This window comes from Bacteroides sp. D22 (genome assembly GCF_000163675.1).
Taxonomy (GTDB): domain Bacteria; phylum Bacteroidota; class Bacteroidia; order Bacteroidales; family Bacteroidaceae; genus Bacteroides; species Bacteroides xylanisolvens.
On sequence record NZ_GG774806.1, the window covers coordinates 108,137 to 133,298 of the forward strand.

21 protein-coding genes and 6 pseudogenes are annotated in these 25,162 nt (G+C 46.2%); 9 read left to right on the forward strand and 18 right to left on the reverse strand.

The genetic code is table 11. The annotated features are described in order from the left end of the window. Positions 1-4 precede the first annotated feature (4 nt). The 18 genes and pseudogenes from traM to HMPREF0106_RS28165 form a co-directional block, all read right to left on the reverse strand. Positions 5-409 carry a conjugative transposon protein TraM gene (traM, locus tag HMPREF0106_RS0124665; protein WP_011109427.1) on the reverse strand — a complete coding sequence of 135 codons (405 nt, stop codon included), beginning with the start codon at positions 407-409 and terminating at the stop codon, positions 5-7. 12 nt (positions 410-421) lie between these two features. Next, positions 422-1,267 (reverse strand): conjugative transposon protein TraM, encoded by an 846-nt coding sequence (locus tag HMPREF0106_RS0124670; protein ID WP_015532681.1) that lies wholly within the window; start codon positions 1,265-1,267, stop codon positions 422-424. Beyond that, positions 1,251-1,541 carry a hypothetical protein gene (locus HMPREF0106_RS12335; RefSeq protein WP_009040011.1) on the reverse strand — a complete coding sequence of 97 codons (291 nt, stop codon included), beginning with the start codon at positions 1,539-1,541 and terminating at the stop codon, positions 1,251-1,253. The genes HMPREF0106_RS0124670 and HMPREF0106_RS12335 overlap by 17 nt, the downstream gene beginning before the upstream one ends. Then, positions 1,531-2,154 (reverse strand): annotated as a pseudogene (gene traK / locus HMPREF0106_RS0124675) (conjugative transposon protein TraK). Before traK ends, HMPREF0106_RS12335 begins: the two are co-directional and overlap by 11 nt. A gap of 30 nt (positions 2,155-2,184) precedes the next feature. Continuing rightward, a complete protein-coding gene (gene traJ / locus HMPREF0106_RS12330; RefSeq protein ID WP_009040012.1) occupies positions 2,185-3,198 on the reverse strand; it encodes a conjugative transposon protein TraJ in 1,014 nt (337 codons plus the stop codon). A 28-nt stretch (positions 3,199-3,226) separates the two neighbouring features. Then, positions 3,227-3,856: pseudogene (locus tag HMPREF0106_RS0124685) on the reverse strand (DUF4141 domain-containing protein). Between the two features lie 4 nt (positions 3,857-3,860). Further along, complete coding sequence (locus HMPREF0106_RS12325) at positions 3,861-4,136, reverse strand: hypothetical protein (protein WP_004313115.1); 276 nt, start codon at positions 4,134-4,136, stop codon at positions 3,861-3,863. Further along, entirely contained in the window at positions 4,137-4,268 is a 132-nt protein-coding gene (locus HMPREF0106_RS28120; protein WP_015532682.1) for a hypothetical protein, read from the reverse strand. Positions 4,269-4,290: 22 nt separating this feature from the next. Then, a pseudogene (locus HMPREF0106_RS12320) lies at positions 4,291-6,795 on the reverse strand (TraG family conjugative transposon ATPase). Positions 6,796-6,798: 3 nt separating this feature from the next. Further along, positions 6,799-7,119: a DUF4133 domain-containing protein gene (locus tag HMPREF0106_RS12315; RefSeq protein ID WP_009040013.1), complete on the reverse strand. Its 321-nt coding sequence runs from the start codon at positions 7,117-7,119 to the stop codon at positions 6,799-6,801. Between the two features lie 24 nt (positions 7,120-7,143). Beyond that, positions 7,144-7,443 (reverse strand): DUF4134 domain-containing protein, encoded by a 300-nt coding sequence (locus HMPREF0106_RS12310; RefSeq protein ID WP_009040014.1) that lies wholly within the window; start codon positions 7,441-7,443, stop codon positions 7,144-7,146. 272 nt (positions 7,444-7,715) lie between these two features. Beyond that, a complete protein-coding gene (locus HMPREF0106_RS12305; RefSeq protein ID WP_009040015.1) occupies positions 7,716-8,144 on the reverse strand; it encodes a hypothetical protein in 429 nt (142 codons plus the stop codon). Between the two features lie 21 nt (positions 8,145-8,165). Then, positions 8,166-8,621, reverse strand: a complete 456-nt coding sequence (locus tag HMPREF0106_RS12300; RefSeq protein WP_009040016.1) for a hypothetical protein — start codon at positions 8,619-8,621, stop codon at positions 8,166-8,168. A 328-nt stretch (positions 8,622-8,949) separates the two neighbouring features. Further along, complete coding sequence (locus HMPREF0106_RS12295) at positions 8,950-9,882, reverse strand: hypothetical protein (RefSeq protein WP_009040017.1); 933 nt, start codon at positions 9,880-9,882, stop codon at positions 8,950-8,952. A gap of 3 nt (positions 9,883-9,885) precedes the next feature. Continuing rightward, positions 9,886-10,380, reverse strand: coding sequence for a DUF3408 domain-containing protein (locus tag HMPREF0106_RS12290; RefSeq protein ID WP_009040018.1), 495 nt, complete (start codon positions 10,378-10,380; stop codon positions 9,886-9,888). A 2-nt stretch (positions 10,381-10,382) separates the two neighbouring features. Further along, positions 10,383-10,793, reverse strand: coding sequence for a ParA family protein (locus HMPREF0106_RS0124700; RefSeq protein ID WP_032844135.1), 411 nt, complete (start codon positions 10,791-10,793; stop codon positions 10,383-10,385). A 63-nt stretch (positions 10,794-10,856) separates the two neighbouring features. Beyond that, the gene (locus HMPREF0106_RS0124705; protein ID WP_011109418.1) at positions 10,857-10,997 is read right to left on the reverse strand and encodes a conjugal transfer protein; all 141 of its coding nucleotides are present in this window, start codon (positions 10,995-10,997) and stop codon (positions 10,857-10,859) included. A gap of 63 nt (positions 10,998-11,060) precedes the next feature. Further along, positions 11,061-11,153, reverse strand: coding sequence for a ParA family protein (locus tag HMPREF0106_RS28165; RefSeq protein ID WP_146110359.1), 93 nt, complete (start codon positions 11,151-11,153; stop codon positions 11,061-11,063). A 725-nt stretch (positions 11,154-11,878) separates the two neighbouring features. Between HMPREF0106_RS28165 and mobA the strand changes: the two are divergent. The 9 genes and pseudogenes from mobA to HMPREF0106_RS28275 all read left to right on the forward strand — a co-directional run bounded on the left by mobA (position 11,879) and on the right by HMPREF0106_RS28275 (position 25,110). Next, positions 11,879-12,313: pseudogene (mobA, locus tag HMPREF0106_RS27825) on the forward strand (conjugal transfer protein MobA). A 106-nt stretch (positions 12,314-12,419) separates the two neighbouring features. Beyond that, positions 12,420-13,640 (forward strand): conjugal transfer protein MobB, encoded by a 1,221-nt coding sequence (mobB, locus tag HMPREF0106_RS12285; RefSeq protein WP_287656512.1) that lies wholly within the window; start codon positions 12,420-12,422, stop codon positions 13,638-13,640. Positions 13,641-13,684: 44 nt separating this feature from the next. Continuing rightward, a pseudogene (gene mobC / locus HMPREF0106_RS12280) lies at positions 13,685-15,706 on the forward strand (conjugal transfer protein MobC). Between the two features lie 361 nt (positions 15,707-16,067). Further along, complete coding sequence (locus HMPREF0106_RS12275; protein WP_009040019.1) at positions 16,068-17,045, forward strand: AAA family ATPase; 978 nt, start codon at positions 16,068-16,070, stop codon at positions 17,043-17,045. Between the two features lie 10 nt (positions 17,046-17,055). Further along, the gene (locus HMPREF0106_RS12270; RefSeq protein ID WP_009040020.1) at positions 17,056-19,548 is read left to right on the forward strand and encodes a S8 family peptidase; all 2,493 of its coding nucleotides are present in this window, start codon (positions 17,056-17,058) and stop codon (positions 19,546-19,548) included. 238 nt (positions 19,549-19,786) lie between these two features. Further along, a complete protein-coding gene (locus tag HMPREF0106_RS12265; RefSeq protein WP_009040021.1) occupies positions 19,787-21,073 on the forward strand; it encodes a DUF3945 domain-containing protein in 1,287 nt (428 codons plus the stop codon). Positions 21,074-21,175: 102 nt separating this feature from the next. Further along, positions 21,176-21,622: a DUF1896 domain-containing protein gene (locus HMPREF0106_RS12260; protein ID WP_009040022.1), complete on the forward strand. Its 447-nt coding sequence runs from the start codon at positions 21,176-21,178 to the stop codon at positions 21,620-21,622. After that, positions 21,612-21,791 (forward strand): hypothetical protein, encoded by a 180-nt coding sequence (locus HMPREF0106_RS12255; RefSeq protein ID WP_009040023.1) that lies wholly within the window; start codon positions 21,612-21,614, stop codon positions 21,789-21,791. The genes HMPREF0106_RS12260 and HMPREF0106_RS12255 overlap by 11 nt, the downstream gene beginning before the upstream one ends. A gap of 153 nt (positions 21,792-21,944) precedes the next feature. After that, a pseudogene (locus HMPREF0106_RS28275) lies at positions 21,945-25,110 on the forward strand (N-6 DNA methylase). The last annotated feature ends 52 nt before the right edge of the window (positions 25,111-25,162 follow it).

Genomic DNA, 25,162 nt, shown 5'->3' on the forward strand with positions numbered 1-25,162 from the left:
CTGATTACTGTTTTTTGGATATTAATAAAAGTTGATAATTCGCTTTCACGGACACTTTCACCTCACGCATCTTTGTGGCCAGATATTGTGATCCGCCGCCAAGCACGCCCCTTGTCACGTCCATGACGAGTTGTTGCGAGGCACTGCGTGCGAACGAGATGCTTGTTCCGAAACTGCCCCCGATATTGGCGGCGGCTTCCTTCATGGCGGTACGTTCTGCGGTATTCGGAACGAAAAGTCCGGCCTGCCCGTCTATATCGTAAGCCGTTAGTTCCACCGGCAGGATGTTCCCGCCGCTCTCTATGGAGTTTACTGTGACTGCCATCCGTTGCCCTTCGATACGCACCGTACCATATAGCGGAGTATTGGCAGGTACAAGCACACCACCCACTTGCAGCGGTTCCAGCAACCGGAACTTCAGTCATGCCCCGGTGGTCACTGTCTGGTCTTCGGCCACGCAGGCACGTATCGTATTGGCTCCGGCAAGCTGTCCGCCGCCCACGGCAGTGGCAAAACCGTAATTGCGGGGTATCGTGTCGGGTACCGGAGGTACGGCCAGTGACGAAACCACATTCTCCGTGGCACGTCCGGCAGCTATGGCGGCAGGATTGCCGGTACCGGTGCCCCCGGCAGGCTGTATGTTCTTCACCTGTCCGCCCGTTTGTCCGGGGAAATAGCGTGCCGCCATCTCATACGACTTTTCCATCAGTTCCAGCGGGTCTTGTCCTTTCCGTTCACGTTCCAGCTTTTCGTTAAGCTCCTTTACCTGCCGTTCCAGTTCGTCCACCCTCGGACTCTCCTTCGGTTCCTTATAGAACGAGGTGATCTGTCTTGAAATCTGCCGCTGTTTTTCTCTGGACTCCCGGATAGCATCCGCTTTCGGTACATCTTCTTCCGGTTTCAGCCCGTCCGTTGTGTCCGGTGTCAGATAGCCCCCGGCCACATCCTGCAAGGTTCTTACCTTCTCCTGCCTGCGTTTCTTCATTTCTTCCAGTTCGTAAGCCTTCTGTTTGTCGGCCATCGTCTCCGGTGCGATAGCGTCGGGTATCGTCGTATTGATTCCTGCCGTCCCTTCCACCGTTTCGGGTGTGTCCGGTTTGAAGAGAAACCAGATGAACCCGGCGCAAAGCAGGGAGAGGAATGTCACCACGCCATAGAATTTCAGCTTGTCGGCAACCTTGCGGTTTAACTTCTTCCCCTTTTCGGATACAGGTTCCGCTTTCTGCGTTTCTTTATTCTTTTCTTCTTTCTTATCGGATTGTGTCATTGGATACATTGTTTTTTAATGGTTGAATACTGTCCGTTTGGGGAAGCGCAATCCTTTGGAGATGCTGTACCTCAATCGGAAATTTGTCTGTCCCGCAGAAACCGCCCACGATGTAGGCAAGGTCGATGGCGGCGAAGAGTCCGAGCAGGTAAAGGATGATAATCCTTTGCTGCCGGTAGCTCAGCCGTTGCCACCGCCTGCGGAGTTTTATTATATATCGGTCTTTCTCCGTTCTGAACGAGTGGAAGACCTTTTTTATACCGTTATCTTTCATACTGTCCGATGTCCCTGTTTTCGATGATGGTAAAACTCTCTATCAGAAAGCCCTGCGGATTGTTGTCGCTCCGGGTTACATTCCTCAGACGGCAGGTGGTGACAAGCGACCTTTCGGTAACGCTGCTCGAACGGATGATGTGCTGCCGGCTATAGGTCTTCATCTCGTAGGGATAACTGTTGAAGTTCCCCTGTATGCTGTCCACCGTCAGCGTCTGCGAGATGTTTCCCGCGATCATCCGGTTGAAGTAGCCTTTCTCCTGCAAGTTCCGGTAGTAACCGATGGCACTTTCATCCGAAAGGTAAAGGGCACGCTGGATGTTGCTTTCAATGGCGCTCTTGTCCGGTGACAGGGTGAAAAACAGTTCGTGGAAACGTCTGATATGTTCCCTCGCTTCCACGGGGCGGTTCTGCTGCACATCCTGCGAAAGTGCCAGCATCAGCGATTTTCCGCTGTCCAGTACATAGATTTTCTGCCGTTGCGCCTCGGCAAACTCGTATGCCTTTCAGGTGGCAAAGACCGTTACCAGTACGCATACTCCCAGGAATACCATTCCGAACAGCCGTAGCTGCCGGAACGATGTCTCGATGTTTTTTAATGATTTGAACTCCATGTCTTCTTTCTGTTTTTTTAAGTGATACGTTTAGAACATTTTCTTGATGCGTCCGGCTACCGATCCACCGACTGCCCCACCGACTGCCGCCGCACCGTTTCCGGCCATTTTCCCGGCACCGCCCACCTTCTGCCCGTAAGCTCCCGCACCGCCTGCCTGAATAATCCATGAGGACACCGTGGGAACGCAGAAATAACCGATGATACCTATAATCATGAATATACAATACACACTGTTGGATGCGTCCGGTATGAACGTCGGGTCCTGCATCTGTTTGATATCCTGCTGCAACATCAGAACCTGTATGCGTGAAAGGATAGCGCCGAACAGGTCGCCCACGGGCAGCCATAAGTAAATACAGATATAGCGTGACAACCATGTGGTGAGCGTACTCTGGAATCCGTCATAGACGGCCAGCGCAAAAGAGATAGGCCCCAGTATGGACAGGACAATCAGGAAGAAAGTCCTCAGCGTGTCTATCAGCAGCGAGGCTGCCTGAAAGAAGAGTTCCAGCAGTTCCCGGAACCATTGCCTCACCTTTTCCCCCATGTCATACACCGCCTTCTGCCCGTACATGTTTATCATCGTGTCCATGTCCCCCAGCGACCAGCCAAGCTCGTCTATTTTCTTGTCAAATTCCTCATCACTCACAAGGAAAGCCTTTGCCGGGTCACGCAGCATCGCTTCCCGTTCCAGTTCGTCCTTCTCTTCCTGATACTTCTTCATGTCGAAAGTCTGCTGTTCCACCAGTGAGGAAGTGGCACTGCATACGGGGGAAAGAATCCCGTTGATTGTCCCCAATACCATAGTGGGGAAGAACATGATGCAAAGTCCCAGCACGAACGGCCTGAAAAGCGGGAACACGTCAATCTCTTCCGCCCTTGAAAGGGACTGCCACACTCGGTAGGCCACATAGAACAGGGCACCGATACCGGCCACTCCCTTTGCCACACTGGCCATATCCTCGCACAGCGGCATCATTTCATCGTAAAGCGAACGCAGCAACTCATGCAGGTTCGTCCAATCTATTGATAGTAATATCATAGTTTATCTGTTTTTTTAGGATGAATGATTACCAGTAACGCTGGTCGTGTGTCCCGTACAGGGCAAGCACCCGCTGGGAATCCCCCTTCTTCTTGCTGCGCAGGTACGATATGCCGATGTTCTTTCGGGTATAGTACCATGTCAGGTTCTTGTATTCCAGCACTTCGCCGTATATCCGGTTGATGATGTCCAGTCGTTCCTTGTCGGTCATCGAGAGTCCGGTAGCCGTAGTCACTTCCTTCAAGTCCAGCAGCAGGTTGCTGCTTTCTTCAAGCAACCGGTTATACCCGAAAGCAATGGCCGAGAGTTCTTCCACGGTGAAGTTCGGGTCGCCCATCATCGTATTGAAATTGGTCACGTAAATATCGCTGATGTCACCTACGAGCAGGATAGTCTGTTGTACCTTGCGTGCCCCTTTTACGAGGTCGTGTACGGATTTCAAAGCGTCGTAGTAGGCCTTTCCCTGCCGGTAAATCTTTACAGTCTCCTGAAAGTTACTTCACATGTTCTGTGCCGTTGTGGAAGTCTGTACAATTTCATTGGCCGAGTTTACAATGCCTTGAGCAAGGTTCGTAGGGTCTATCACTGCCCATTGTGCCTTGACTGTCACCGAAAGGGACAGCAGTACCATGAATAAAATTATCATTCTCTTTTTCATGCGTCTATCTCCTTTCTTTAGTAAGTAAATACCGACTGTCGTCATCACGGGCAAACAGCCCGTAACAGCCGAACAGCAACACCTCGCTTCCGCTGAAATACCCGATACATCCGGCATCCTTGTTCCCGTGCAGGAAAAGGTCGTCACCTTTCCGGAGCGGGATATTGATTTCGGTATAACTCATTTCTCCGGCGAACAGCGTGGCCTTGTATCCCTTGAATCCGTCCGTCACATGGTTGGATTTACGGATTGTCAGCGTGGAGCCGCCTTCCTTGTTCATTCAGTGACCGCAGATGCGGTCATTTTCCAGTTCCTTCTTCATTTCCCCGATCAGGTTCAGCAAATCCAGATTGGTCAGGGTCGCATCTCCGAGTGCTTCCCTGCATTGGCTTAATAAATCTTTCTTACTCATTGTCTTCTATAGATTAATATGGTTACTTGTTTTCCTGCCGTTTGCTTTCGGCAAGTTGTTTGATAGCCAGTTCGATGTTTCCGCCCAGCTTTTCCGTAAGGCGGGTAAGTTCCAGTTTCTCAGTCTCTTCGGTGGTGTAGCAAAGGTACTCTTCAGCCGAAACTTCTGTTGCATATACCGCACTTTGCGTACCGCCAAGCCCTATCCAGACCTCTTTATAAAGGCGGTTCGCTGCATTGGCAAGATTGATGGAAAGTATCTGGCTGCGTTCCTTGTCCGTCAGGCCGAGCAGGTTCTGTATTTGGTCGAACTTGTTTTGATACTTCCGCTGGTCGAGCAGTATTTTGCAGTCACTGTTGTTGATAATCGTCTCTTTCACAACGGGGGAAGAGATAATATCATCCACTTCCTGCGTCACTACAACCGCCTCTCCGTAAAACTTTCTGACTGTTTTAAAAAGATAACGGATGTAGTTTGCCATACCTTCCTTGGCGATTGCCTTCCAAGCTTCCTCAATCAGTATCATCTTGCGGATACCTTGCAAACGTCTCATTTTATTTATAAACGTCTCCATGATAATGATGGTGACAACCGGAAAGAGGATTGGATTATCCTTCACAACATCCAACTCAAATACAATAAACCGTTTGTTCAGTAAATCCAGTTCCTTGTCCGAGTTCAGCAGATACCCGTATTCACCGTTCTTATAATAAGGTTCCAGCACGTTCAGAAAACCGTCCACATCAAAGTCCTTCTCCCGCACGTTCTTGTCCGCCAGCACTTTGCGGTAGTCCTTCCTTACAAAGTCATAGAACGAGTTGAAGTTCGGCTTTATCTTCCGGTTCTTCTTTATCTTTTCGATATACAGGCTGACTGCATTCGAGAGCGCCACCTCTTCCGAACGTCGGGGCGGTTCGTCCTCCCTTTTCCAAAGGGTGAGTATCAGTGTCTTGATGCTGTCCCGCTTTTCGATGTCATACTGGTAATCCTCCGTGAAAAACGGATTGAAAGAAATCGGATCATTTTCTTTGTATGTAAAATAAATCCCGTCATCCCCTCCGGTCTTCTGATGTATCAGGTCACAGAGTCCCTTATATGAATTTCCGGTGTCCACCAGCAGGATATGCGTCCCTTGTTCCCAGTACTGTCTCACAAGATGGTTGGTAAAGAAACTCTTCCCGCTGCCGCTGGGGCCGAGTATGAACTTGTTTCTGTTGGTCACCACCCCTTTTTTCATGGGTAAATCCGATATGTCGAGGAAGACGGGCTTTCCCGTCAGCCTGTCCACCATGCGGATGCCGAAGGGAGAGAGCGAGTTCCGGTAACAGGTTTCAGCCGTGAAGAAACAGAGCGCCTGCCCGGTAAACGTGTAGAACGTCTCTTCGGCCGGAAAGTCCGCTTCATTTCCCGGTATGCCTGCCCAATAGAGAGCCGGAAGGTCGGTCGTGTTATGGTGCGGAGTACATTCCATCAATGCCAGTGCGCTTCCCACGTCATTCTTCACCCTGCGGAGTTCGTCCCCGTTTTCCGCCCATGCGACGATGTTGCAATGGCAGCGCACGGATTGCAGTCCGTTGCTGTGCGCCTCATTCAGATATTCGTCCAGCCACTCCTTGTTGATCTGGTTGCTGCGGCTGTACCGGGAAAGCGACTGCATGTTCTTCGCCATCTTCTCGAAACGGGAAAGGTTTTCGTTACTGTCGTCTATAAATATCCACTGGTTGTAGATATGGTCGCAGGACAGCATCACGCCCACAGGGGCGGCATAGCTAAGACGGCAGTCCGAGCGATCTGTCGAGAGGCGTTCGTACCGACCGTCCGTCCTTACCTTTCCCGGCAGGTCGTCGAGGTCGGAGAGCGTATGCAGGCAAAGCCGCTTGTCACCGATACGCATCTCGTCAGGGTTCAGTTGCATATCCTGCAACATGGTAGTTCCGTCAGCCGAGAGCGTGAGGTATCTCTCGATAATGCCCGGTTCGTTTTCCGTTCCCGTAATCTCTTCCGTGGTGAGCCGTTCCAGCCTGACAAGGCCGCTGTCATTAACGATACTTTCAAACTGTCCCACCGCTTCCATGAAGCGTTCCACCGTTTCCTTGTCCCTGATTTCCTTCGGCACCAGAAAACCACGGCAGAGCGTGTTCCAGTTGCTTTGCTGCCGGGAGCGTTCCCTGGTGGTCTTGGTGAGGAACAGGTAACAGGTGTGGTGCAGGTAGGGACGCTCGTTGAAATGGCGTTCAAAACTGCGGGAGAGGAAGCTGAGGTCATCCTTCCGGCTGTCCGGCTCGTATTTCTCGGTGATGAAAATATCCTGTTTGTGCAGGATTGAATAGTTCGGCAACACCTTGATTGCCTTCGCTCATGTGGCGTGCATCGCCTCATACTCTGCGGAGGATACCGAAAACACTTCCGGCAGTGTGACCCGGAAAGCGACCGTGATGTCGGCGTCCTTGCTGACAATGCAGTCGTGTTCCACCGCCATGATGGGGAACTTGCTTTCCAATGTGGATGCTTTTAATATACTTCTCATAATTTACGATTGTTGTTTGTTAATCAGACGTGTGATACGTTTTCGTGAGAGGATTCTCCGGGGATGCCTCCGGGCCGCGAACAGCTTCATCAGCCCGTGACTTCCGTATTTACGGTTCAGCGTGAAGGTCAGCCATACCAACACCGTAGCCGACGATACCCCGAAATCGATGCAGATCCACTGTCCGATGCCTGCCATATACATGATGACGAACATCACGAACACGGCAAGCAGGCCGGCAGCGAAAATAAACAGGTATTGTGCCCGAAGCCCCTTAAATTCAACCTCACGGCCCACACCTTTATTTATCTCAAAATCAGCCATAAGTTACTGTCTTCAGTATGAATCTTAGAGGAAGAACGACCTCAGAATGGTGGCGGCGACTATCAGAAAGATACAGGCTCCGAACCACGAACTGGCAGTTTTACTCGTGTCGGGGTCGCCCGAACTGAACTTCTGGTAGACTTTGACGCCGCCAACGAGACCGATTACGGCACCGATTGCATAAATCAATTTTGTTCCCGGATCGAAATAACTTGTCACCATCTGGGTGGCCTCCGTAATACCTGCCTGCCCGTTTCCCTGGGCCATTGCCGCACTTGCCGCCGCAACAGCGGCAAGCATCATAATCAATCTTTTCTTTTTCATTTATTTCCGTGATTTTTTAGGTGATTAAAAAAGCCACGGACTGCCCCCTTTCACTATCCCCATAAGGCAGCCGTGGCCGTTTATGGTTTACTGATTCAGGGGGTAAGTTCCGGCCGGAAATCAGCCGGAGTCATAATATGCTATTTGCATTGTCACTTGATTTGGTGGTGAAACATTCTTGTTAATTCTCTCTTGAAAGCAGGATGTGAATCATCCCGAATCGTAATAACCGTTTGTTCTCATTGTCTCTATTGTGTCTTGTCTTTATCAGGTTATTTCAGATATTCTCCGCACTTGAAACCCTTGCGGGGTGTATAGTCTTCAAAGGAGGTAGACTTGAATAGCCACATCCGGTTCGCCCATCGGGCAAGGTCACGCTCGTATTGCGTAGGCGTCCGCTTGTTTGCATAATCCCGGAAAGGGATAACAAAGGGAGTAATCCCCAGTTCCCTCAGTACGTTCAACCTGAACAAATCCTGCTCAACGGTCGAATTGAATCCTATCAGCACGTAGCAGGTTATCTTGTAAGGTTTCACATGCCTGACCATCTCTTTCAGGCGGTCGGTCAGATCCAGCCGGGGCAAATCCCACGCAATATGGATGTTCTGCTTCATCTTCATCCGGTTTAGATGCCAGGCCTGTTCCTCATTCATAATCCTCACATCCACACCGTGCAGTTTAACGGGTTGCCGGGCCTTCATCAAATAATCTACCGCCGATCTTCACTGCGGATTGGCAAAGAAATTGTTATCCAGCACCTCAATCCATTTCCCTTTCGGGTTCAGCTCCACCGGCTCCACGGCCTGAATGTATCCTTCCTTCTCACGGACGAGACAGAAGGGGCATTTACGGATGCAGCCCCTTGAAAAGAACTGAAGGGAAAAAGGATATTGGGGGTAAATGGAATAATCCATCATCCGGCTGTTTTCCACAGCTTCGGGAAGCCTGCCGGCAATATCATATCCCGTTCCGCCCTTTATGATTTCCTTCGCATCCAGCAGATTGTAATCATAGTCAGAACTAAAAGTGAACACTTTGCTTGCCAGCACCTTATCATACCGTCCCGTCGGTTCTGCCCATTCCACCCGATGCCCTTTTGCCTTGTAATAAGCTGAAAGGCGCATCAGCGCAAAATTGGGGAAGTTATGTCCGTCCACATCTACCAGTCCTATATTCATACGGATAAAATTTAATGGTGAATAGTTCTTGTTGCCTTACCGGGTGAATGCCGCAGGCGGTCTGTCATCCCGAATCGTAATAGCCTTTTGTCATAGCCATTCTGTTTTATAAGTAAGTTACCAAAGGTATTGTCTCTTCTTGATTGGAGTGTTCCCTTACCAGGCGGGAACATCCATTTATCAACCCGAATCGAAATAAGTCATATACATGGTTTTGTTGGTTTATTCAGTCATTAATACCATAGCGAATTTCTCTCTTTAAGGTGATACGGGCTGTCAACCCGTATCAAAATAACCTCTTGTCATTGTTACCTCCTTTTTTAATTGGTTAATCTCTGTCCGGAGCAGCCCCGCCCATTTGCTCGGCTTCATCCAGAAATTTGCTGATACGGCTGTCGCTGCCATTGATACTTTCCAGTATCGAGCGTTCAATCTGCGTATCTTTGATATGGTGGATCGCCCTTAAAAGGGACAATCGTTTGTCTGTCGGAATATCCTTGCCGTTGCAGAGGTCGATAATCAGGTCAATCTCTTCCGGCCCTATGCCGGTTGCCTCGCCCGAATACTCTTCGCGGATACAGTTCAAATCATCCAGTTCCTCGTTCAACTCATCCGTATCCACTTCGTCACCGTTTCCTCCCTGTCCGCTATCGCCATCCGGCTTGCCGGAACTCTCATCCGAAGAAGCCCTCCACTCTTCCACGCGCTTGTCCCGGAACAGTTCCGGAATGCGCTCCGGCGGCACTTGTGCTACCTTTTGTGGCGCTGTATCTTCGTTTCTGCCAGCAAAAGTAGAGGCATTTTCTTTACCTGCAATAGTTCCGGAACCGGTGACGTTTATTGGCGGCCGTTGACGTATCCCGTAGCTTTTTGTAACGACAAGACTGTCCGTTTCAGAGCGTTTTTGGGGAGGTTTTTCCATGTTCCTGCCCTCTGCCTTTTCCTTGACTTCAGCCTTTTCTTTGTCCTTCACTTCCGTTTTTGCGGTCGTGACATTCCTCTTTTCAGACTCCGGCGCTACCAGAACGTCTTTCTTTTCCGCTTTCCCTTTCGAGCGCCTGCGCCCTTTTTTCTGTTCCTCTTTCACCGGATCGAACCATCCGGCAACGCCCCGCAGAGCTTTTGCCATGCGGCGGCGTGCCTTTCCGAAACATATTTCGCCAAGCTGTCCCTTGAACAGGAACTTATCCATGAACAGATAGGCGAACAATAGCCAGAACAGAGCGATTCCGGCTTCATAGTAACCTGATTGTATATTCATACCCTAAAATATTTTGTTATAACTCTTTTGTAAATAGGTCTTCACCTCATCCGCATGTTTCTCGAAATGCTCCTTCAATACATTGTCTATGTAGTTTCCTACCGTCAACTGCCGTTTTCCGGCAATGCCCACGATGACTGATATTTTCTGGTGCAGTTCCTTGTCTATATATACCCCCTGTCTGCCTTCACATTTATAAGGGGTGAGGAATCTGCGTATAAAGTCAGCCAGAGCCGTGCGAATCGTTTTCGGTGACGTTTTTTCCGTAACCACTTCCGAACGGTCGGCACCACCTGCATCGGAAACATCCCTGACGGTTTCATTTGCAGTGCCATCCGCTTTTCCTTTCTCATCGGATAAAGCGGTTTCTCTATTTTCGCCATTACCTCCGCCGGTTGAAGGTACAGATGATAAAGGAGGCTCCGAAGGAACCCCTGCCATCAGGCTGCGCAGGTACGCTTCATCCACCGGATTTTGTCCGCTTGTTTTCTTTGCCATGACTATTCGGTTTTAAGTACAGATATGATTTCATCCATAAACGTATCGAAGCCGCACTCTTTGGTGAATGCCGCATCGGGAGAGAACAGCGTACTCCGGTAAACGGGGCCGCCCATAGCGGACAAGTCCTTGGTAAAGTTACTGCGCACGGGAATACGTGTTTTGAGACAATCCAGCCCTAACAGGGAAAAACCTTGCTGATACACATCATACAATGTCGTGCGTTCCCTGCGGTCAACCATGTTCCAGAATAGATGAAGACCTTTCAGTGCGGACACGCCGGTCTTTATCAGCCGGTCATTAATGGTGGTGGCAAAGTTCAGCGTGCTTTCCAGCACAAGACGGTCTGCCTTTATCGGCACGAACAGATAATCGAGCGCACTAATTGCAGCGATAACCCCGTCGCTACCCATAGTTCCGGGCAGGTCGAACAGTACCATGTCATAATGTATGTCCGATTTCCCTTCAAATCTCCTTCAGTCAGTCATACAATCCGGCGGGGTACTTCCAATGACCGGATAAGCCTTTTTCTTCAACCGCCCGGTCTGCTCCACCAAGAGGTTCTGATAAACGGGTGTGGTCTTCACCACTTCCATATCCCGCTTTTTCTGTTTCATAATAGAATGTTGCGGATAGTCGCAATCCACTACCGCTACGCTGAGACCTTTTACATAATGCAGTCATGATGCCGCATAAATCGTAAACGTCGATTTACCTACGCCCCCTTTCTGGGAAGCGAACGAAATGAATACCGTTTCCTTTCTTTTTTCCATCGTTGCCTAATTTAAGTGAATAATTTTATTTATAATTCAGCAGATAGACATCTATCCACTTATCCGTTCAGTCATTTCACTATCCGTTTAGCTTTATACTTACATAGCTATGCAATTATATAGCTATTTATCTATTCAGCTATGTAGCTACATAGCTATCTGGCTGTCTATCTAAGTATTTAGCTAATAGTATATTTACCTCTCCATTTATCCGAATATACACTTGCCTGTCTATACATCTTTGTATATAGTTGTGCAAGTAAATAGATAGCCTTATGAATGCTTATCTGAAAACTTGCTTAATTAAATGCCTGTTTAGTCAGAAAGCTATTCGGATAGTTATCCTGATAACTACCTTTTTATCTATCCAAATAAGTAACTGAATAGCTATCCGGCTGCAAATAAACCTCAAAAAGAGCATCCGTGACATAACCGTGGTTTCAAAGTCATTTATTGGCAGCTGTTGGCGTAACGCCTGATAATACCCATACCGAAAAAACTATCTACCTTTGTCGCCGGGAGAGCGCAGCCCGTTCTCGAAAAGAGAACGTTAAACAAATCCTTTAGACCTTTAATCCGGCACAGCCGGATTTTAATATGCGTCAGCATATAGCGAGGTGTACTTTCAGCGGTTGAAAATATTTCTACCCGCTGAAAGTCTCGCCCCGAAAGGCTTTTCAGGGATGTCAGTTCTCCTAAGTCGAACTTCCTAAATTATTCATGTTATGAAAGATGAAACAAGAATCCGTAGTGCCGCAGGGCGCAAGGTGCTGGCAGACCCGCGCACACACCGCTATTACCTCTGTCTCAATGACAGTGAGAACGAGAAGTTTCTCACGATGTTTGAACAATCCGGCATGAAGAACAAGGCCGAATTTATCTTTGCCCGCATCTTCGGCTGAGAGTTCAAGGTAGTGAAGATTGATAAGGAAGCGCAGGAGTATTACGCCCAGCTAACCGCTTTCTATCAACAGTTCCGCCGTATTGGAAACAACTACAACCAATGTGTAAAGACCATCCATACCATTTACGGGGAAAAGAAATCGTTTGCTTTCCTTTATAAACTGGCCGAAGAAACCCGCAAGCTGGAGGAACTCTGCAAACAGATTATCGAACTGACAAAGCGGTTCGAGAAGGAGTATCTCACTAAAAAGGAATAACATCATGGTGCCGAATATTACATCAGGTAGTTCATTCTATGGAGTGATTGCCTATAATAAGATAAAGGTGGATGACGGTACGGCAAAGGTATTGTGACATCCCAAAATTGCGGCGGACACTTCGGGGAATGTTCCGATTGAAAACTGTATGCAGGCTTTTGAACCTTATATCGCACTTAATTCACACGTTAGGAAACCGGTTATCCATATCTCATTGAATCCTTCCCCGAAAGACATACTTTCGGAAGAACAGATGACCCTTTTGGCTCAGGAGTTTATGGAAAAGTTCGGTTACGGGAACCAGCCTTATATTGTCTGGCTGCACGAAGACATCGATCGCAAGCACATGCACATCGTTTCGGTACGCATCAACGAGAAAGGAGAAAAGATAGACCACAACCGGGAAGCCATCCGGGCACAGAACATCTGTCGGGAAATGGAAGTGAAGTATGGGCTTCATCCCACACTCGGAGAACATAGCGAGCGGGAATTGGTAAACCTGCAAAAAGTGGATTATCCGAAAGGCAACGTGAAAGCGCAGGTGAAGCATACCGCCCGTACATTACTGGAATGCTACAACTGCCATTCGCTTGCGGAATATAACACCCTTCTGAACCTGTATAACGTAACCGTTTATGAAGTCAGGGGAAGTGTTAATGGGAAGGAATACCACGGCATCATGTACGGAGCTTTGGATGATAACGGACAGCAGGTAGGCACACCTTTCAAATCCAGTAAGTTCGGCAAGGCGTTCGGTTATGAAGCACTGCAAAAGAAATTTGCCGCTTCCACTGAAAAGGTGAAGCAGGACAACCTCGCAGAAAGGACAAGGCAGGAAATCATCAAAGCCATGCAGGACATAGGCACGAAAGAGGATTTTGCCCGCAGGCTGAAAGAGGCGGATATAGAAGTAGTTTACCGTATCAATCCCGAAGGACGTCTGTACGGTATCACTTTTATAGACCATACCTGCCGGACTGTATTCAACGGTTCACGCCTGGGTAAAGCCTTTTCTGCCAATGTGTTCAATGAATTATTCAACAACCCCAATGCAGACCATGAACGGTTGATACCGCCAACCCAGCCGGAAACGCCCCGGCAGGATAGAGATACGGAACGGGAAGAAAGACAAGAGAGGGAAGAACGGCAGGAACAACAACACCGCCGGCAACCGGAAACTTCCGAAAGTCTGATTGACACATCCGCACTGGGAGCCGTCGATATATTCTCCATGCTTATGGAAGACGACCATACTCACGAGTATATCGACCCGTCTTTCCGCTATGGACGCAAGAAAAAGAAGAAAAAGCGCAGGCGCAGGTTATAATGTAATAATGTATAGAACAGAAGTCTAATTTTAAATTTACGATTATGCAGAATGAAGATGATTTAAGAGGTCTGGCAAAGGTTACGGACTTTATGCGGGCCATCAGTTTTTTATTTATGGCAATACACATCTATTGGTTTTGTTACGGCTGGCTCCATGAAATGGGCTGAACGCTCGGTATAGTGGACCGGATACTTTCCAATTTCCAACGCACGACCGGGCTGTTCTCGTCCCTATTGTATACAAAGCTGTTTTGTGTTCTCTTTCTCGGTCTGTCCTGTATGGGCAATAAAGGAGTAAAGAAACATGAAATCACATGAAGGCAGATTATTATTGCGGCCATAGCGGGCGCAATACTCTTTTTCTTTAATTGGTGGTTGCTTTCCATCAATGCTTCATCGGGTGTTTGTGCGGTACTATATACCACGACTTTAACCGGAGGTTTCTTTTCTTTGTTGGCATCCGGCTTATGGATAAGCCGCTTGCTTAAAGGTAATCTGTTGGAGGATGTTTTCAACCGTGAGAACGAATCGTTCATGCAGGAAACCAAGTTAATGGAAAACGAGTATTCCGTTAATCTGCCGACCAAGTTCTGGTATAGGGGCAAGGAATGGAAAGGCTGGATAAACGTAGTGAATCCTTTTAGGGCCAGTATGATTTTAGGTACACCGGGTAGCGGCAAGTCCTATGCCGTAGTAAACAATTATATAAAGCAGGCAATCGAGAAGTCCTATGCACTTTATATATATGATTTTAAGTTTGACGACCTATCGGTTATCGCTTACAATCATCTGATCAAGTATCGGCACCGCTACAAGATACCGCCCAAGTTCTATGTGATAAACTTCGATAACCCACGCAAGAGCCATCGTTGTAATCCGCTGGCTCCGGAACTGATGACGGATATTTCGGACGCTTACGAATCAAGTTATACTATCATGCTTAATTTGAATAAAAGTTGGGTGCAAAAGCAGGGGGACTTTTTTGTAGAATCTCCGATTGTATTGTTTACGGCCATAATCTGGTTCTTGAAAATCTATGAAGGCGGCAAGTTTTGCACGTTCCCTCATGCCATCGAACTGCTTAATAAAAGGTATGAAGACGTTTTTACTATCCTAACAAGTTATCCCGATTTGGAAAACTATCTTAGTCCGTTTATAGACGCATGGAAAGGAGGGGCGAGCGAGCAGCTCCAGGGCCAGATTGCAAGTGCTAAAATCCCACTGTCCAGACTAATAAGTCCGCAACTTTATTGGGTGATGTCCGGCAGTGATTTTACGCTGGATATTAATAATCCAAAAGAGCCGAAAGTATTATGTGTGGGTAACAATCCTGACAGAATTTCCATTTATGGTGCGGCATTGGGACTCTATAATTCAAGAATCGTCAAGTTGATAAACAAGAAGAAACAATTGAAAAGTTGTGTGATTATTGACGAGCTACCAACTATCTTCTTTAAAGGTCTGGATAATCTTATTGCCACGGCACGAAGCAACAAGGTCGCAGTCGTGTTAGGTTTTCAGGATTTCAGCCAGTTAAAGCGTGACTACGGAGACAAAGAGGCCGCTGTAATCATGTCAACTGTCGGCAATGTATTCAGCGGTCAAGTAGTAGGCGAAACGGCTAAAACATTATCGGAACGGTTCGGGAAAATCCTGCAAAAACGAGAATCCATGAGCATCAATCGCAATGATACATCCACTTCTATCAATACCCAACTGGACAGTCTTATACCTGCCAGCAAAATAAGTACGTTATCGCAAGGTATGTTTGTTGGAGCCGTAGCTGACAATTTTGGTGAAACGATAGACCAGAAAATCTTCCATGCACAGATTGTTGTGGATAATGAAGCTGTGCAAAAGGAAACGGCAGCCTATCAACCTATTCCCGAAATCAGCAGCTTTCTGGACGAGGACGGCAATGATACAATGGAACAGCAGATACAAGCGAACTACCGACAAATCAAACAGGATATTGTCGAACTGGTAGAGAACGAACTGATCCGTATTGAGAATGACCCGGCACTCAAACATTTATTGGGAGGTAATGAAGGAGAACAGGCTTAATCCTGAAACGGCGTTCTAACAAGATGTTTCCCACAGCACATTACGGCAATCCCGGAAGCTACGCAGGCTTTACTTCCGCAGATTGCCGTAAAGAGCCGTTTTTCAGGAAAGGACAAAAGCATGGCAGGCGCCCGGACAAGTCCGACCGGCCTGCCATGCTCTTGCCTATTCGATATATTTCAAAAAAAATATCTGAAAGTACAGAATGAGGAATATTACAAGTAAGACTGATACATTGAATCTGAAGTAAAGCTATCGAAAGACCATTCCAGAAAAGAAATATAATCATATATATGCAGAGAATAAATTAGTTTTCATACCTTTGTAAAATAAACTATTGTAATGCATATAATATCAATTTATGGCACGTGCTGACCTTATAATAGAACTCGTAAAGAGTGTTGTCTCTGGCGATAAAAAAATGTTTCGCCGGGTGACGGAGTCTATTATTGCAGAAGAGCGTAATAAACAACATATCGTATTGGCCAATAGGCTAGAACAAGAACTGAATGCTTTAGTAGAACAAAATGCACTTAATATACCACCGAATAAAGAAAATGTAACAACATCATTAAATGAAATTGAAAACTATCTTGTTGAACTTAAACCTTCCAAACGAATTGAGGAGCTTATATTACCAATTCATATTGTGAAATTATGCAAGGAACTTGTAGAAGAACATTATCGTTCCGACTTACTGCGTTCTTATGGCTTGGAACCTCGTAACCGTATATTATTAACAGGTGCTCCTGGTACTGGTAAAACATCATTGGCAGAAGTGATTGCTACAGAATTGATGCTTCCTATCTATGTTATTAGATATGATTCGTTAGTAGGTTCTTATCTAGGAGAAACAGCATTACGTATGCGCCGATTATTTGACTTTATACGTTCACGCAAATGCATTGTTTTTTTTGATGAGTTTGATACTATTGGGAAAGAGCGTAGTGATATGCATGAAACTGGTGAAATAAAGCGTGTAGTCAGTTCACTTTTATTACAAATAGATGCTCTTCCAAGTTATAATATTATTATATGTGCTACTAACCATCCAGAACTACTTGATAGGGCTATGTGGCGTCGTTTTCAGATTAAGCTAGAAATGCCTATACCCACACGAGATAATATTTGTCGTTGGGTAAAGCTTTTTGAAAAACAATATGCAATATCTTTTGGACTAGCCGCTGAAACTATAGCAAAACGATTATTGGGTTATAGCTATGCTGAAATAGAAGAATTTGGACTTTCGGTAATGCGACGCTATATTCTTTCAATTCCTCAATCAAATATTCGCAATATTTCACTTGAAGTACTAAAAGATTTTCCAACTCATAAATAAAAAGGGACTTATGGATATACTGACATTTACTCCCCGCCAACCTCGACCTAAACCTACGAGGTCATTTCCGCAAAATATGCGCAAACCAACGATAGAACATCAGAAATCTCGTTTAGCTCCTAGATTTGAAGCTTTGCAAAACGCATTTCAAACACAAAACATAGGAGTTCAGATGAATGTAGATGGTATTGATCCAGAATCAGTGCTTGTGTTTGAAGTGGCAGGAAGTGTAGATTCATTTATTAAGGCTGCAAAAAAAATAGAAGGCTTTGAATGGATTGGGGAGTTAGATGGTGAAGATAAAGAACCTGATGAAGATTTTGCAAATTTAGATTCCAAAGGCCAAGACAAAAAATATAATGAAAAATTTTATTTTGTGATGTCTAACCAGCGTGCTTTACAACAATTATTGTCACTTTGGCAAATCTATTGTGACAAAGGTCAATTTGATTTTGGGCTTGCCCCCTTTCGCACGCTTTTTGAACAATTAAAAGATGTCAGATTATGGAATGAAATAGACCGTTTAGATGAATACGGAGTAAGAGATAAACTTGAGGAGTTAGCCATAAAAGAAACTTCAGCGGTCAAAGTACAGATAGAACTTTGGTTTTCTTCATCTAGTGAAAAACGTTCAGCAAGAGAATTACAGATCCGTATTTTGACAGAACAAGCAGGTGGCCGTATAATTAGTACGTATCAAAATGTAGATATTCAATTTCATGCTATAATAATAGAATGCAGTGCAGCTACAGTTAAACAAATGCTTGAAGGCTCAGCTCCGCTTATAAAGGCAAATGAAGTGCAGTGGATAAGACCTACTGGACAAGTCATTGACAAGGTTATTTCAGATGAAAACGCAGAAATAGAGAGAATATTTGATTATGATACAAATTTAATAGAGACAAGTCCTTTAGTGGCATTATTGGATGGTATGCCACTGGAGAATCATACAATGTTACGCGATCGATTAATAGTTGATGATCCAGATGGTTGGGAAGAAAATTATCTTGCAGCTGATCGCAAACATGGAACAGCTATGGCCTCATTACTAATTCATGGTGACGCTAATGCTCCATGGTCTCCTCTTACCAGCCGTCTTTATGTCCGACCAATATTTCGCACTAATATAGAGCATGAAGAATGTGTGCCCGATGATGTTATATTTGTAGATTTACTGCACAGGGCAGTAAAACGCATCATGGAAGAGGATGTTTCCAAGACAGTCAAAATTATTAATCTTTCAGTAGGTGATTCATCTCGTCTATTTTTACATTCAATGAGTCCTGAGGCTCGTATGCTCGATTGGCTAAGTTTTCATTATAAAGTACTTTTTATTGTAAGTGCAGGAAATCACCCTTCATTCTTATACCTCAATGGTACTTATGGAAGTTTTAAAGAAAAAGCACAAAAAGAACAAATGTCTATAATCTATAAACATCTTCAAGCTGATAAGAGGAATAGAACATTGCTTGCGCCTGCTGAAAGTGTAAATTGTTTAACAGTGGGAGCATTACATGCTGATATGTCTAATCCTTGTGTAATGGATGGGCGTATTAATCCTATTCCTTCATTAATGCCTGCTACGTATACTGCTATTGGAGGTGGATATGACAGAAGTATCAAACCTGACTTAGTGTATAGAGGAGGAAAACTTTTATATAATGAAATATATGCGGACTCAATGGATGCTACACTTCGTATTTCCAAAATTTCTTCTAGAGCTCCTGGACAAATGGTAGCTTATCCTCCTAATCCTACAAGTATAGCATATTTAAAAGGTACAAGTAATGCCACAGCCCTTGTCAGTCATTTAGGGGCATATCTTGTCAATATAATCCGCGAAATACCTCTTCTAGAACTTCCAGATAATCTTATGGCCATTGCCGTTAAAGGTATGTTGGTGCATGGATGTAGTTGGGGAGAGATCGGTGAAAAATTGAATGAATGCCTTGGAACAAATGGCAGGATGAAGAAACGGTCTATATCTAATTGGATTGGATATGGAATGCCTGACATAGAACGGGTAAAAGAGTGTACACAGCAAAGAGTAACTCTAATAGGACATGGAACTATAAGACAGAATCAAGAAGTTGTGTTTGACTATCCATTGCCACAGTGTTTACAATCCAAAACCTGTAAAAAACGTCTCACAATTACTTTGTCTTGGTTCACTCCAATTAATCCTAGTAATAAAATATATAGGAAAGCACGTTTATCCTTCTCACCGAAAGGTAATGAAATTACAGATCAACGTCAAGAAGCTGATAATAATGCAGTGAAACACGGAACCATACAACATGAGATTTTTGAAGGTAAAAAAGCCATCCCTTATTTAGAGGGTAAAAATATAGAGATCGTTGTTTCATGTGGAAAAGAAGAAAGCATGTCAGAGAATATTCCCTATGTACTTATAGCGACTCTTGAGGTTGCACCGGAAGAAAATCTTCCATTGTATAATCAAATTAAGGATAGAATTGAAATTCAAACACATATTCGTGTATAACTTAATAATAAGCATATAGATATATAGAATCTTATAATCCTATATAACAGACAAAGAGAGTGATAATCTGATCACTCTCTTTTTATATCCCTATCTCGCCATTTCCCGCCAATCTCCGCCATCCATTCACACTAGTTCCTCAAACATATCATCCTATCATATAATGTTCTACATTCGCACCGACGGGCTAAAGTCTACCCGGTAGTAATCATTATTGTATCACTAAATTTTTGATTTTATGGCTAAGAAAAAGCAAGAACAACAAGAACAACGTCAGGACGAACATGTAATGGCCATCCTCGACAAACGAACGAACAAGACCGCCGTGGTTTCCAAAATGAACGAACAGGACGGTAGTCTCGAAATCGTACCACCCGACAAGAAGAACAGTAACAGCTTCCTGAAATTGGACCGTACCTCACCGCTGGAACTCTTCTTCAGGAATTTCAAGAACCAGTACGACAATCCCACGAGTTTCAGTTTTTTCCTTGTTCCTCTCGTCCTTTTGGAAAAGACACTGAATGCCGTAGTCCAGATCCGAAAAGGCGAAGACCCCGGAGTGGAAGGTAAAAAATTGGTAGAGAACAGCGAGCTTAACGATGAGGGACGTATCGCCAAACTTGCCCGAAGGTATAAGTTCGACGAACACCAGCTTCCGTGGAAAGAACTCGGCGCACTTGGAATTGACAAGCAACTTTTGTTCGACAACCATTGCATGGGCGAAATGCTTAAAGGAAGAATCACCTCAAAGGCTTTTCCAATCAGCAAGGAAGTGAACGGTGAAAAGAAGGATATGGGAGAAGCCTGCTTTCTTTGTGTCAAGGGCGAGGACGGTAAGGTACAACTCAAAACCCTGAGCAGGCTTGACAAACCGCAGTACGATTTGCCTACTTATAAGGGAGTATTCACGGATGAGGAAAAGCAGTCGCTTAAAGACACCGGAACCCTGGGAGCCGTCAAGGAAATGAAAGATATTCATACCGGAGCAGTATGCAAATGTTATGTGGCTTTCCATGAACCGAGCAACCGCATCATTACCATGCCGGTGGATGCCATCAAGATACCGGATTATATTTACGGGAAAAGACTGGACGACAAACAGAAGCAAATCCTCGCCTCAGGCGGACAGCTTCCCCTCAACGACATACAGCGTAAAAACGATACGCTGCTTTCCGGCGTTGCCTTCGTCGATCCAAGAATAATGGACATCGCATTCAAACAGTCCGGGGAACAATTGAAAGTGAGCGACACCATAATGGGCGCCAGAATCACCCCCGAACAGAAAAAGATGCTTCAGAACCATGAAATGGTATTTATTGAGAATATGCGCTACAAAGGCAGGGTATTTTCCGATGATGTGCGTTTCAGCAACAAGAGCAACCAATTGCTGATAGGACGCAATGCCCGGGAATACAAACCGACCGTTGACAATAAGAACGACAAGAAAAAGGAAGTGAAACAGCAGGCACCCCGCCATGTGGCATCCGTAAAGGCCCAGTCCAAGAAGAGCCTCTCGGTTATGTAACAGAGAGATTATTCATGTTTTTGGCAGTTATATACCCGGTTTTCTTTTATGTCAGCCGGGTATATGCTTAAATATCCCATTAACATTTTAAAGCGATGACAGATGATGATACAAGATAAAAATACCGCAACCGGAGAATTGTCTTATTTTGAGACGACTCTCCTTCTTTATTTAAAGGAAAGCCATCCGCATATTGCCCGAAACAGGGAACTTGTCTGCTCACGGGCTGATGAAGCGGCAGGCGCTTATGAACGTGCCATACGTGACGGATTATACCCCGCGCAGGCACTGCAACTGGCTGAGGCCGTTCTCTATCAGGACTTGCGCTTCTCCAAATTTGATACGGTGTTCGAGGTCGTGTCGGAATGGTTTCCCGAAATCCGACCGGGAAGACGGACGGATTTCTGCCTGAAAATACTATTGCTCACAGAAGCCGTATTCAGTAAATATCCCATAGACGACCGGTTTGAAACATCCCCTTCCTATCGTACCCTAACCATTGAACTTACAGGTTTCATACAATCTTATATAGAAGAATATGGCATATAACAAACGACAACATCTGGCGGACAATATCGCCGCACTTGAATGGATATTCATGCGTCCCGAAGCCTGTCTCACGGAAGAAGGGCGCAAAGTCTTGAACGGCTACTCCGGTTTTGGCGGACTGAAATGTATCCTGAATCCGGCGGAGAAAGACACCGACATTGAAAGATGAAGGACAGACAGGGAACTGTTTCCCCAAGTCCGGTTACTGCATGAACTGTTGCGCGAGTATTCCAAAGACGAGAAAGAATACAAGGCATATATCCAAAGCCTGAAAAACTCCGTACTCACAGCCTTTTATACACCGGAAGTGGTCGCTGCGGCCATACAGGAGCCGTTGCAGTCTGCGGGAATCCTTCCGGAACGTTTTCTTGACCCTTCTGCCGGAACGGGCATGTTTATCAGGGGGTTAAAAGATATTCCCGAAGTCCATTGTTTCGAGAAGGACAGGCTCACGGGAAAGATACTCTCATCCCTTTATCCCGAAAGCAGAGTAACCATAGACGGTTTCCAGTCCATACAACCTTTTTATAACAACTACTTCGATGTTGTTTCTTCCAATATCCCGTTTGGAAATACCAGAGTGTATGACCGGGATTTTGACCGGAGCGAAGATGCCGTGCGCAAATCCTCACTTGGCGCCGTACACAACTACTTCTTTCTAAAAGGCATGGATATGCTGCGGGAAGGCGGGATACTGGCCTATATCACGACTTCGGGTGTCATGGACTCACCAGGGAACCGTCCTATAAGGGAATGGCTGATGAATCATGCCGACCTTGTGTCCGCCATCCGCCTGCCGGAGAATCTCTTTATTGATGCCGGTACACAAGTGGGCACCGACCTGATCGTATTGCAGAAGAATACCCGGAAATCGGAACTGGCCGAAAGAGAACTGAACTTCATCGAAACCCATCTTATATCCGGTAACATCCCTATCAACAACAGTTACTCCGGTTTAGACCATATCATCTATACATCCCTATTGGTGGGCAAAAACATGTACGGACAGCCTGCCATGAATTTCACTCATGAAGGTGGAATTGAGGCTATTTCCAAGCATCTTAAAAAACTATTGACACAAGATGCAGGGAATTATCTCGACCGGAAACTCTATGAAGACAATCTACCCCGACCTGCCGTTTCTTCCGCTCTCAAAACCGAACATGAGTCACCGCCGGAAACAGTGGAAATGGAACAGAGGGAAGAAATACAAGAAGAAAGCCCCCTTTCTCCCAAACCCTATGAACCCATGCTCAACCTGTTTGCCGCCTATGCCGATGAAGAGGAAACAGAGGTACAAGTAGTAGAGACCAGACCCTCGACAAGCCGGACATCCTCGTCGCCCCGCAAGAAAAAAGAGAATGAACCTAAAATATTCAATCTTTTCTCGCAGGAGAACATGTATGACGAAGCCGCCGTGCAGGAAGGCATGACGGAAGAACGGGCGGAAGCGGAAGCAAAGTGGCTGGAGCGCAGACAGAAGTTTGAAGAAGAGCGGAAGAAAGAAATGGAACCACGACCGTTTACCGGAGAGATACGTCCCGAATACAAGAACGGCTCCATTGTGAAATCGGGTGAGCAATACGGGTATCTGCGGGGACTTGGAACTCCGGACATACAGTTCCACCCACTCAAACTGACCGTCACCCAGCAATACCGTGCCGCCTACTATATCCCCCTTCGGGAAGCCTACCATAACCTTTATAATGCGGAAGCCGAAACGGAAACGGAACAGCCGGAACTCAGGGAGGAACTGGTCAAACAGTACGACCGTTTTTACCGTATGCTCAGGGAGTTGAATGGCAAGGATAACGCCAAGTTCCTGCTGATGGACGCAGGCGGAAGGGAAATGCTTTCGCTGGAACGTTCCATTAACGGAAAAATAGAGAAAGCGGACATATTCACCGTCCCCGTATCGTTCAATACCAATGAAGTGAAACATGTGGATACCCCGCAGGAAGCACTTGCGGCGGCATTTACCCGTACGTCATTGTTACATCTAACACACCTGTTAGCCTATGCCCTAACACACCTGTTAGCTTCCATAGGGGAGAACATAGAAAGGTATACGACCTGACAAGGTCGGGTTATATTCACCTATACGGAATCCATCGACGAGTTCAGTGTGAACTTCGAGGAAAGCAATGCGAACATCACGGACAAATATTTTGTGAAAGGAGAAAAAAGAGGGTATTACGTAAGCGACCTGCTCAAACACGCGCTGCATAATACGGTGCCCGGCATAACCAAGACGGTGAAAAATCCCCCAGTCACCCGAAATGCAGCAGGAGATATATACGCAGGAAATAAACAGTATCGAAGAGAACCTTGCCGTATTCGAGCGGCAGGGCAATAAAGTGAGCGGCTGGATAAAGAAGGGGCTGGAAAGAAGGAAGGAGAACCTTGAGACCAAACTGGAAAAGCTGGATCAGGAGATAAAGGAACGGACGGATGACGTGACCGATTTCAGGCAAATGGGCATCGACCACCTGTACGTAGATGAATCGCATGCGTTCAAGAACCTTCTCTTCAATACCCGACACGCAAGGGTTTCGGGACTTGGGAACCCGGAAGGAAGCATGAAAGCCATGAACCTGCTTTTCGCCATCCGTACCATACAGGAGCGCACGGGCAGGGATTTGGGTGCCACTTTCTTATCCGGTACGACCATTTCCAACAGCCTGACCGAACTCTATCTCCTTTTCAAATACCTCCGTCCCAAAGAAATGGAACGTCAGGGGATTACATGTTTTGACGGTTGGGCGGCTGTATATGCAAAGAAAAGCACGGACTTCGAGTTTTCCGTAACCAACCAGATCGTACAGAAGGAGCGTTTTCGCTATTTTATTAAAGTCCCGGAACTTGCCAACTTCTATGCGGAGATTACCGATTACAAGACAGCCAAGGACGTGGGAGTTGACAGGCCGGAACTCAATGAGCAGCTTTATCATATACCGCCCACTCCCCAACAGGAGATTTTCATTCAGAAGCTGATGAAGTTCGCCGAAACCGGGGATGCCACCTATATAGACAGGGAGCCTCTGTCCGAAGCGGAGGAAAAAGCGAAAATGCTGATTGCAACCAACTTTTCAAACAAGATGTCGCTTGACATGCGCCTGATAGACCCCGAATACGGTGACAATCCGGGAAACAAGGCATCCCATTGCGCGGCCAAGATTGCGGAATATTACTATAAATATCTTGACCAGAAGGGGACACAATTCATCTTTTCAGACCTTAGTACGTATAAGCCCGACCAGTGGAACATTTACAGCGAGATAAAGCGCAAGCTCGTGGAAGACCATAATATCCCCGAGAGACAGATAAAGTTCATTCAGGAAGCTAACAGTGACAAAGCGCGCAAGGAACTGTTCAGCAACATGAACTCCGGCCGTATCCGTTTCCTCTTCGGCTCCACACAGAAGTTGGGAACGGGTGTCAACGCGCAGGAACGGGCCGTGGCCATCCATCATCTGGACATCCCCTGAAGGCCTTCCGACTTGGAACAGCGCAACGGACGTGCGGTAAGAAAAGGCAATA

Bases quoted from the DNA above. Each gene is read 5' to 3' on its own strand.
- HMPREF0106_RS0124670 (WP_015532681.1), bottom strand. From the start codon at position 1,267: ATGACACAATCCGATAAGAAAGAAGAAAAGAATAAAGAAACGCAGAAA.
- HMPREF0106_RS12335 (WP_009040011.1), bottom strand. From the start codon at position 1,541: ATGAAAGATAACGGTATAAAAAAGGTCTTCCACTCGTTCAGAACGGAG.
- traJ (WP_009040012.1), bottom strand. From the start codon at position 3,198: ATGATATTACTATCAATAGATTGGACGAACCTGCATGAGTTGCTGCGT.
- HMPREF0106_RS12325 (WP_004313115.1), bottom strand. From the start codon at position 4,136: ATGAACAAGGAAGGCGGCTCCACGCTGACAATCCGTAAATCCAACCAT.
- HMPREF0106_RS28120 (WP_015532682.1), bottom strand. From the start codon at position 4,268: ATGAGTAAGAAAGATTTATTAAGCCAATGCAGGGAAGCACTCGGAGAT.
- HMPREF0106_RS12315 (WP_009040013.1), bottom strand. From the start codon at position 7,119: ATGGCTGATTTTGAGATAAATAAAGGTGTGGGCCGTGAGGTTGAATTT.
- HMPREF0106_RS12310 (WP_009040014.1), bottom strand. From the start codon at position 7,443: ATGAAAAAGAAAAGATTGATTATGATGCTTGCCGCTGTTGCGGCGGCA.
- HMPREF0106_RS12305 (WP_009040015.1), bottom strand. From the start codon at position 8,144: ATGAAGGCCCGGCAACCCGTTAAACTGCACGGTGTGGATGTGAGGATT.
- HMPREF0106_RS12300 (WP_009040016.1), bottom strand. From the start codon at position 8,621: ATGAATATAGGACTGGTAGATGTGGACGGACATAACTTCCCCAATTTT.
- HMPREF0106_RS12295 (WP_009040017.1), bottom strand. From the start codon at position 9,882: ATGAATATACAATCAGGTTACTATGAAGCCGGAATCGCTCTGTTCTGG.
- HMPREF0106_RS12290 (WP_009040018.1), bottom strand. From the start codon at position 10,380: ATGGCAAAGAAAACAAGCGGACAAAATCCGGTGGATGAAGCGTACCTG.
- HMPREF0106_RS0124700 (WP_032844135.1), bottom strand. From the start codon at position 10,793: ATGGGTAGCGACGGGGTTATCGCTGCAATTAGTGCGCTCGATTATCTG.
- HMPREF0106_RS0124705 (WP_011109418.1), bottom strand. From the start codon at position 10,997: ATGAAACAGAAAAAGCGGGATATGGAAGTGGTGAAGACCACACCCGTT.
- HMPREF0106_RS28165 (WP_146110359.1), bottom strand. From the start codon at position 11,153: ATGGAAAAAAGAAAGGAAACGGTATTCATTTCGTTCGCTTCCCAGAAA.
- HMPREF0106_RS12275 (WP_009040019.1), top strand. From the start codon at position 16,068: ATGGCACGTGCTGACCTTATAATAGAACTCGTAAAGAGTGTTGTCTCT.
- HMPREF0106_RS12270 (WP_009040020.1), top strand. From the start codon at position 17,056: ATGGATATACTGACATTTACTCCCCGCCAACCTCGACCTAAACCTACG.
- HMPREF0106_RS12265 (WP_009040021.1), top strand. From the start codon at position 19,787: ATGGCTAAGAAAAAGCAAGAACAACAAGAACAACGTCAGGACGAACAT.
- HMPREF0106_RS12260 (WP_009040022.1), top strand. From the start codon at position 21,176: ATGATGATACAAGATAAAAATACCGCAACCGGAGAATTGTCTTATTTT.
- HMPREF0106_RS12255 (WP_009040023.1), top strand. From the start codon at position 21,612: ATGGCATATAACAAACGACAACATCTGGCGGACAATATCGCCGCACTT.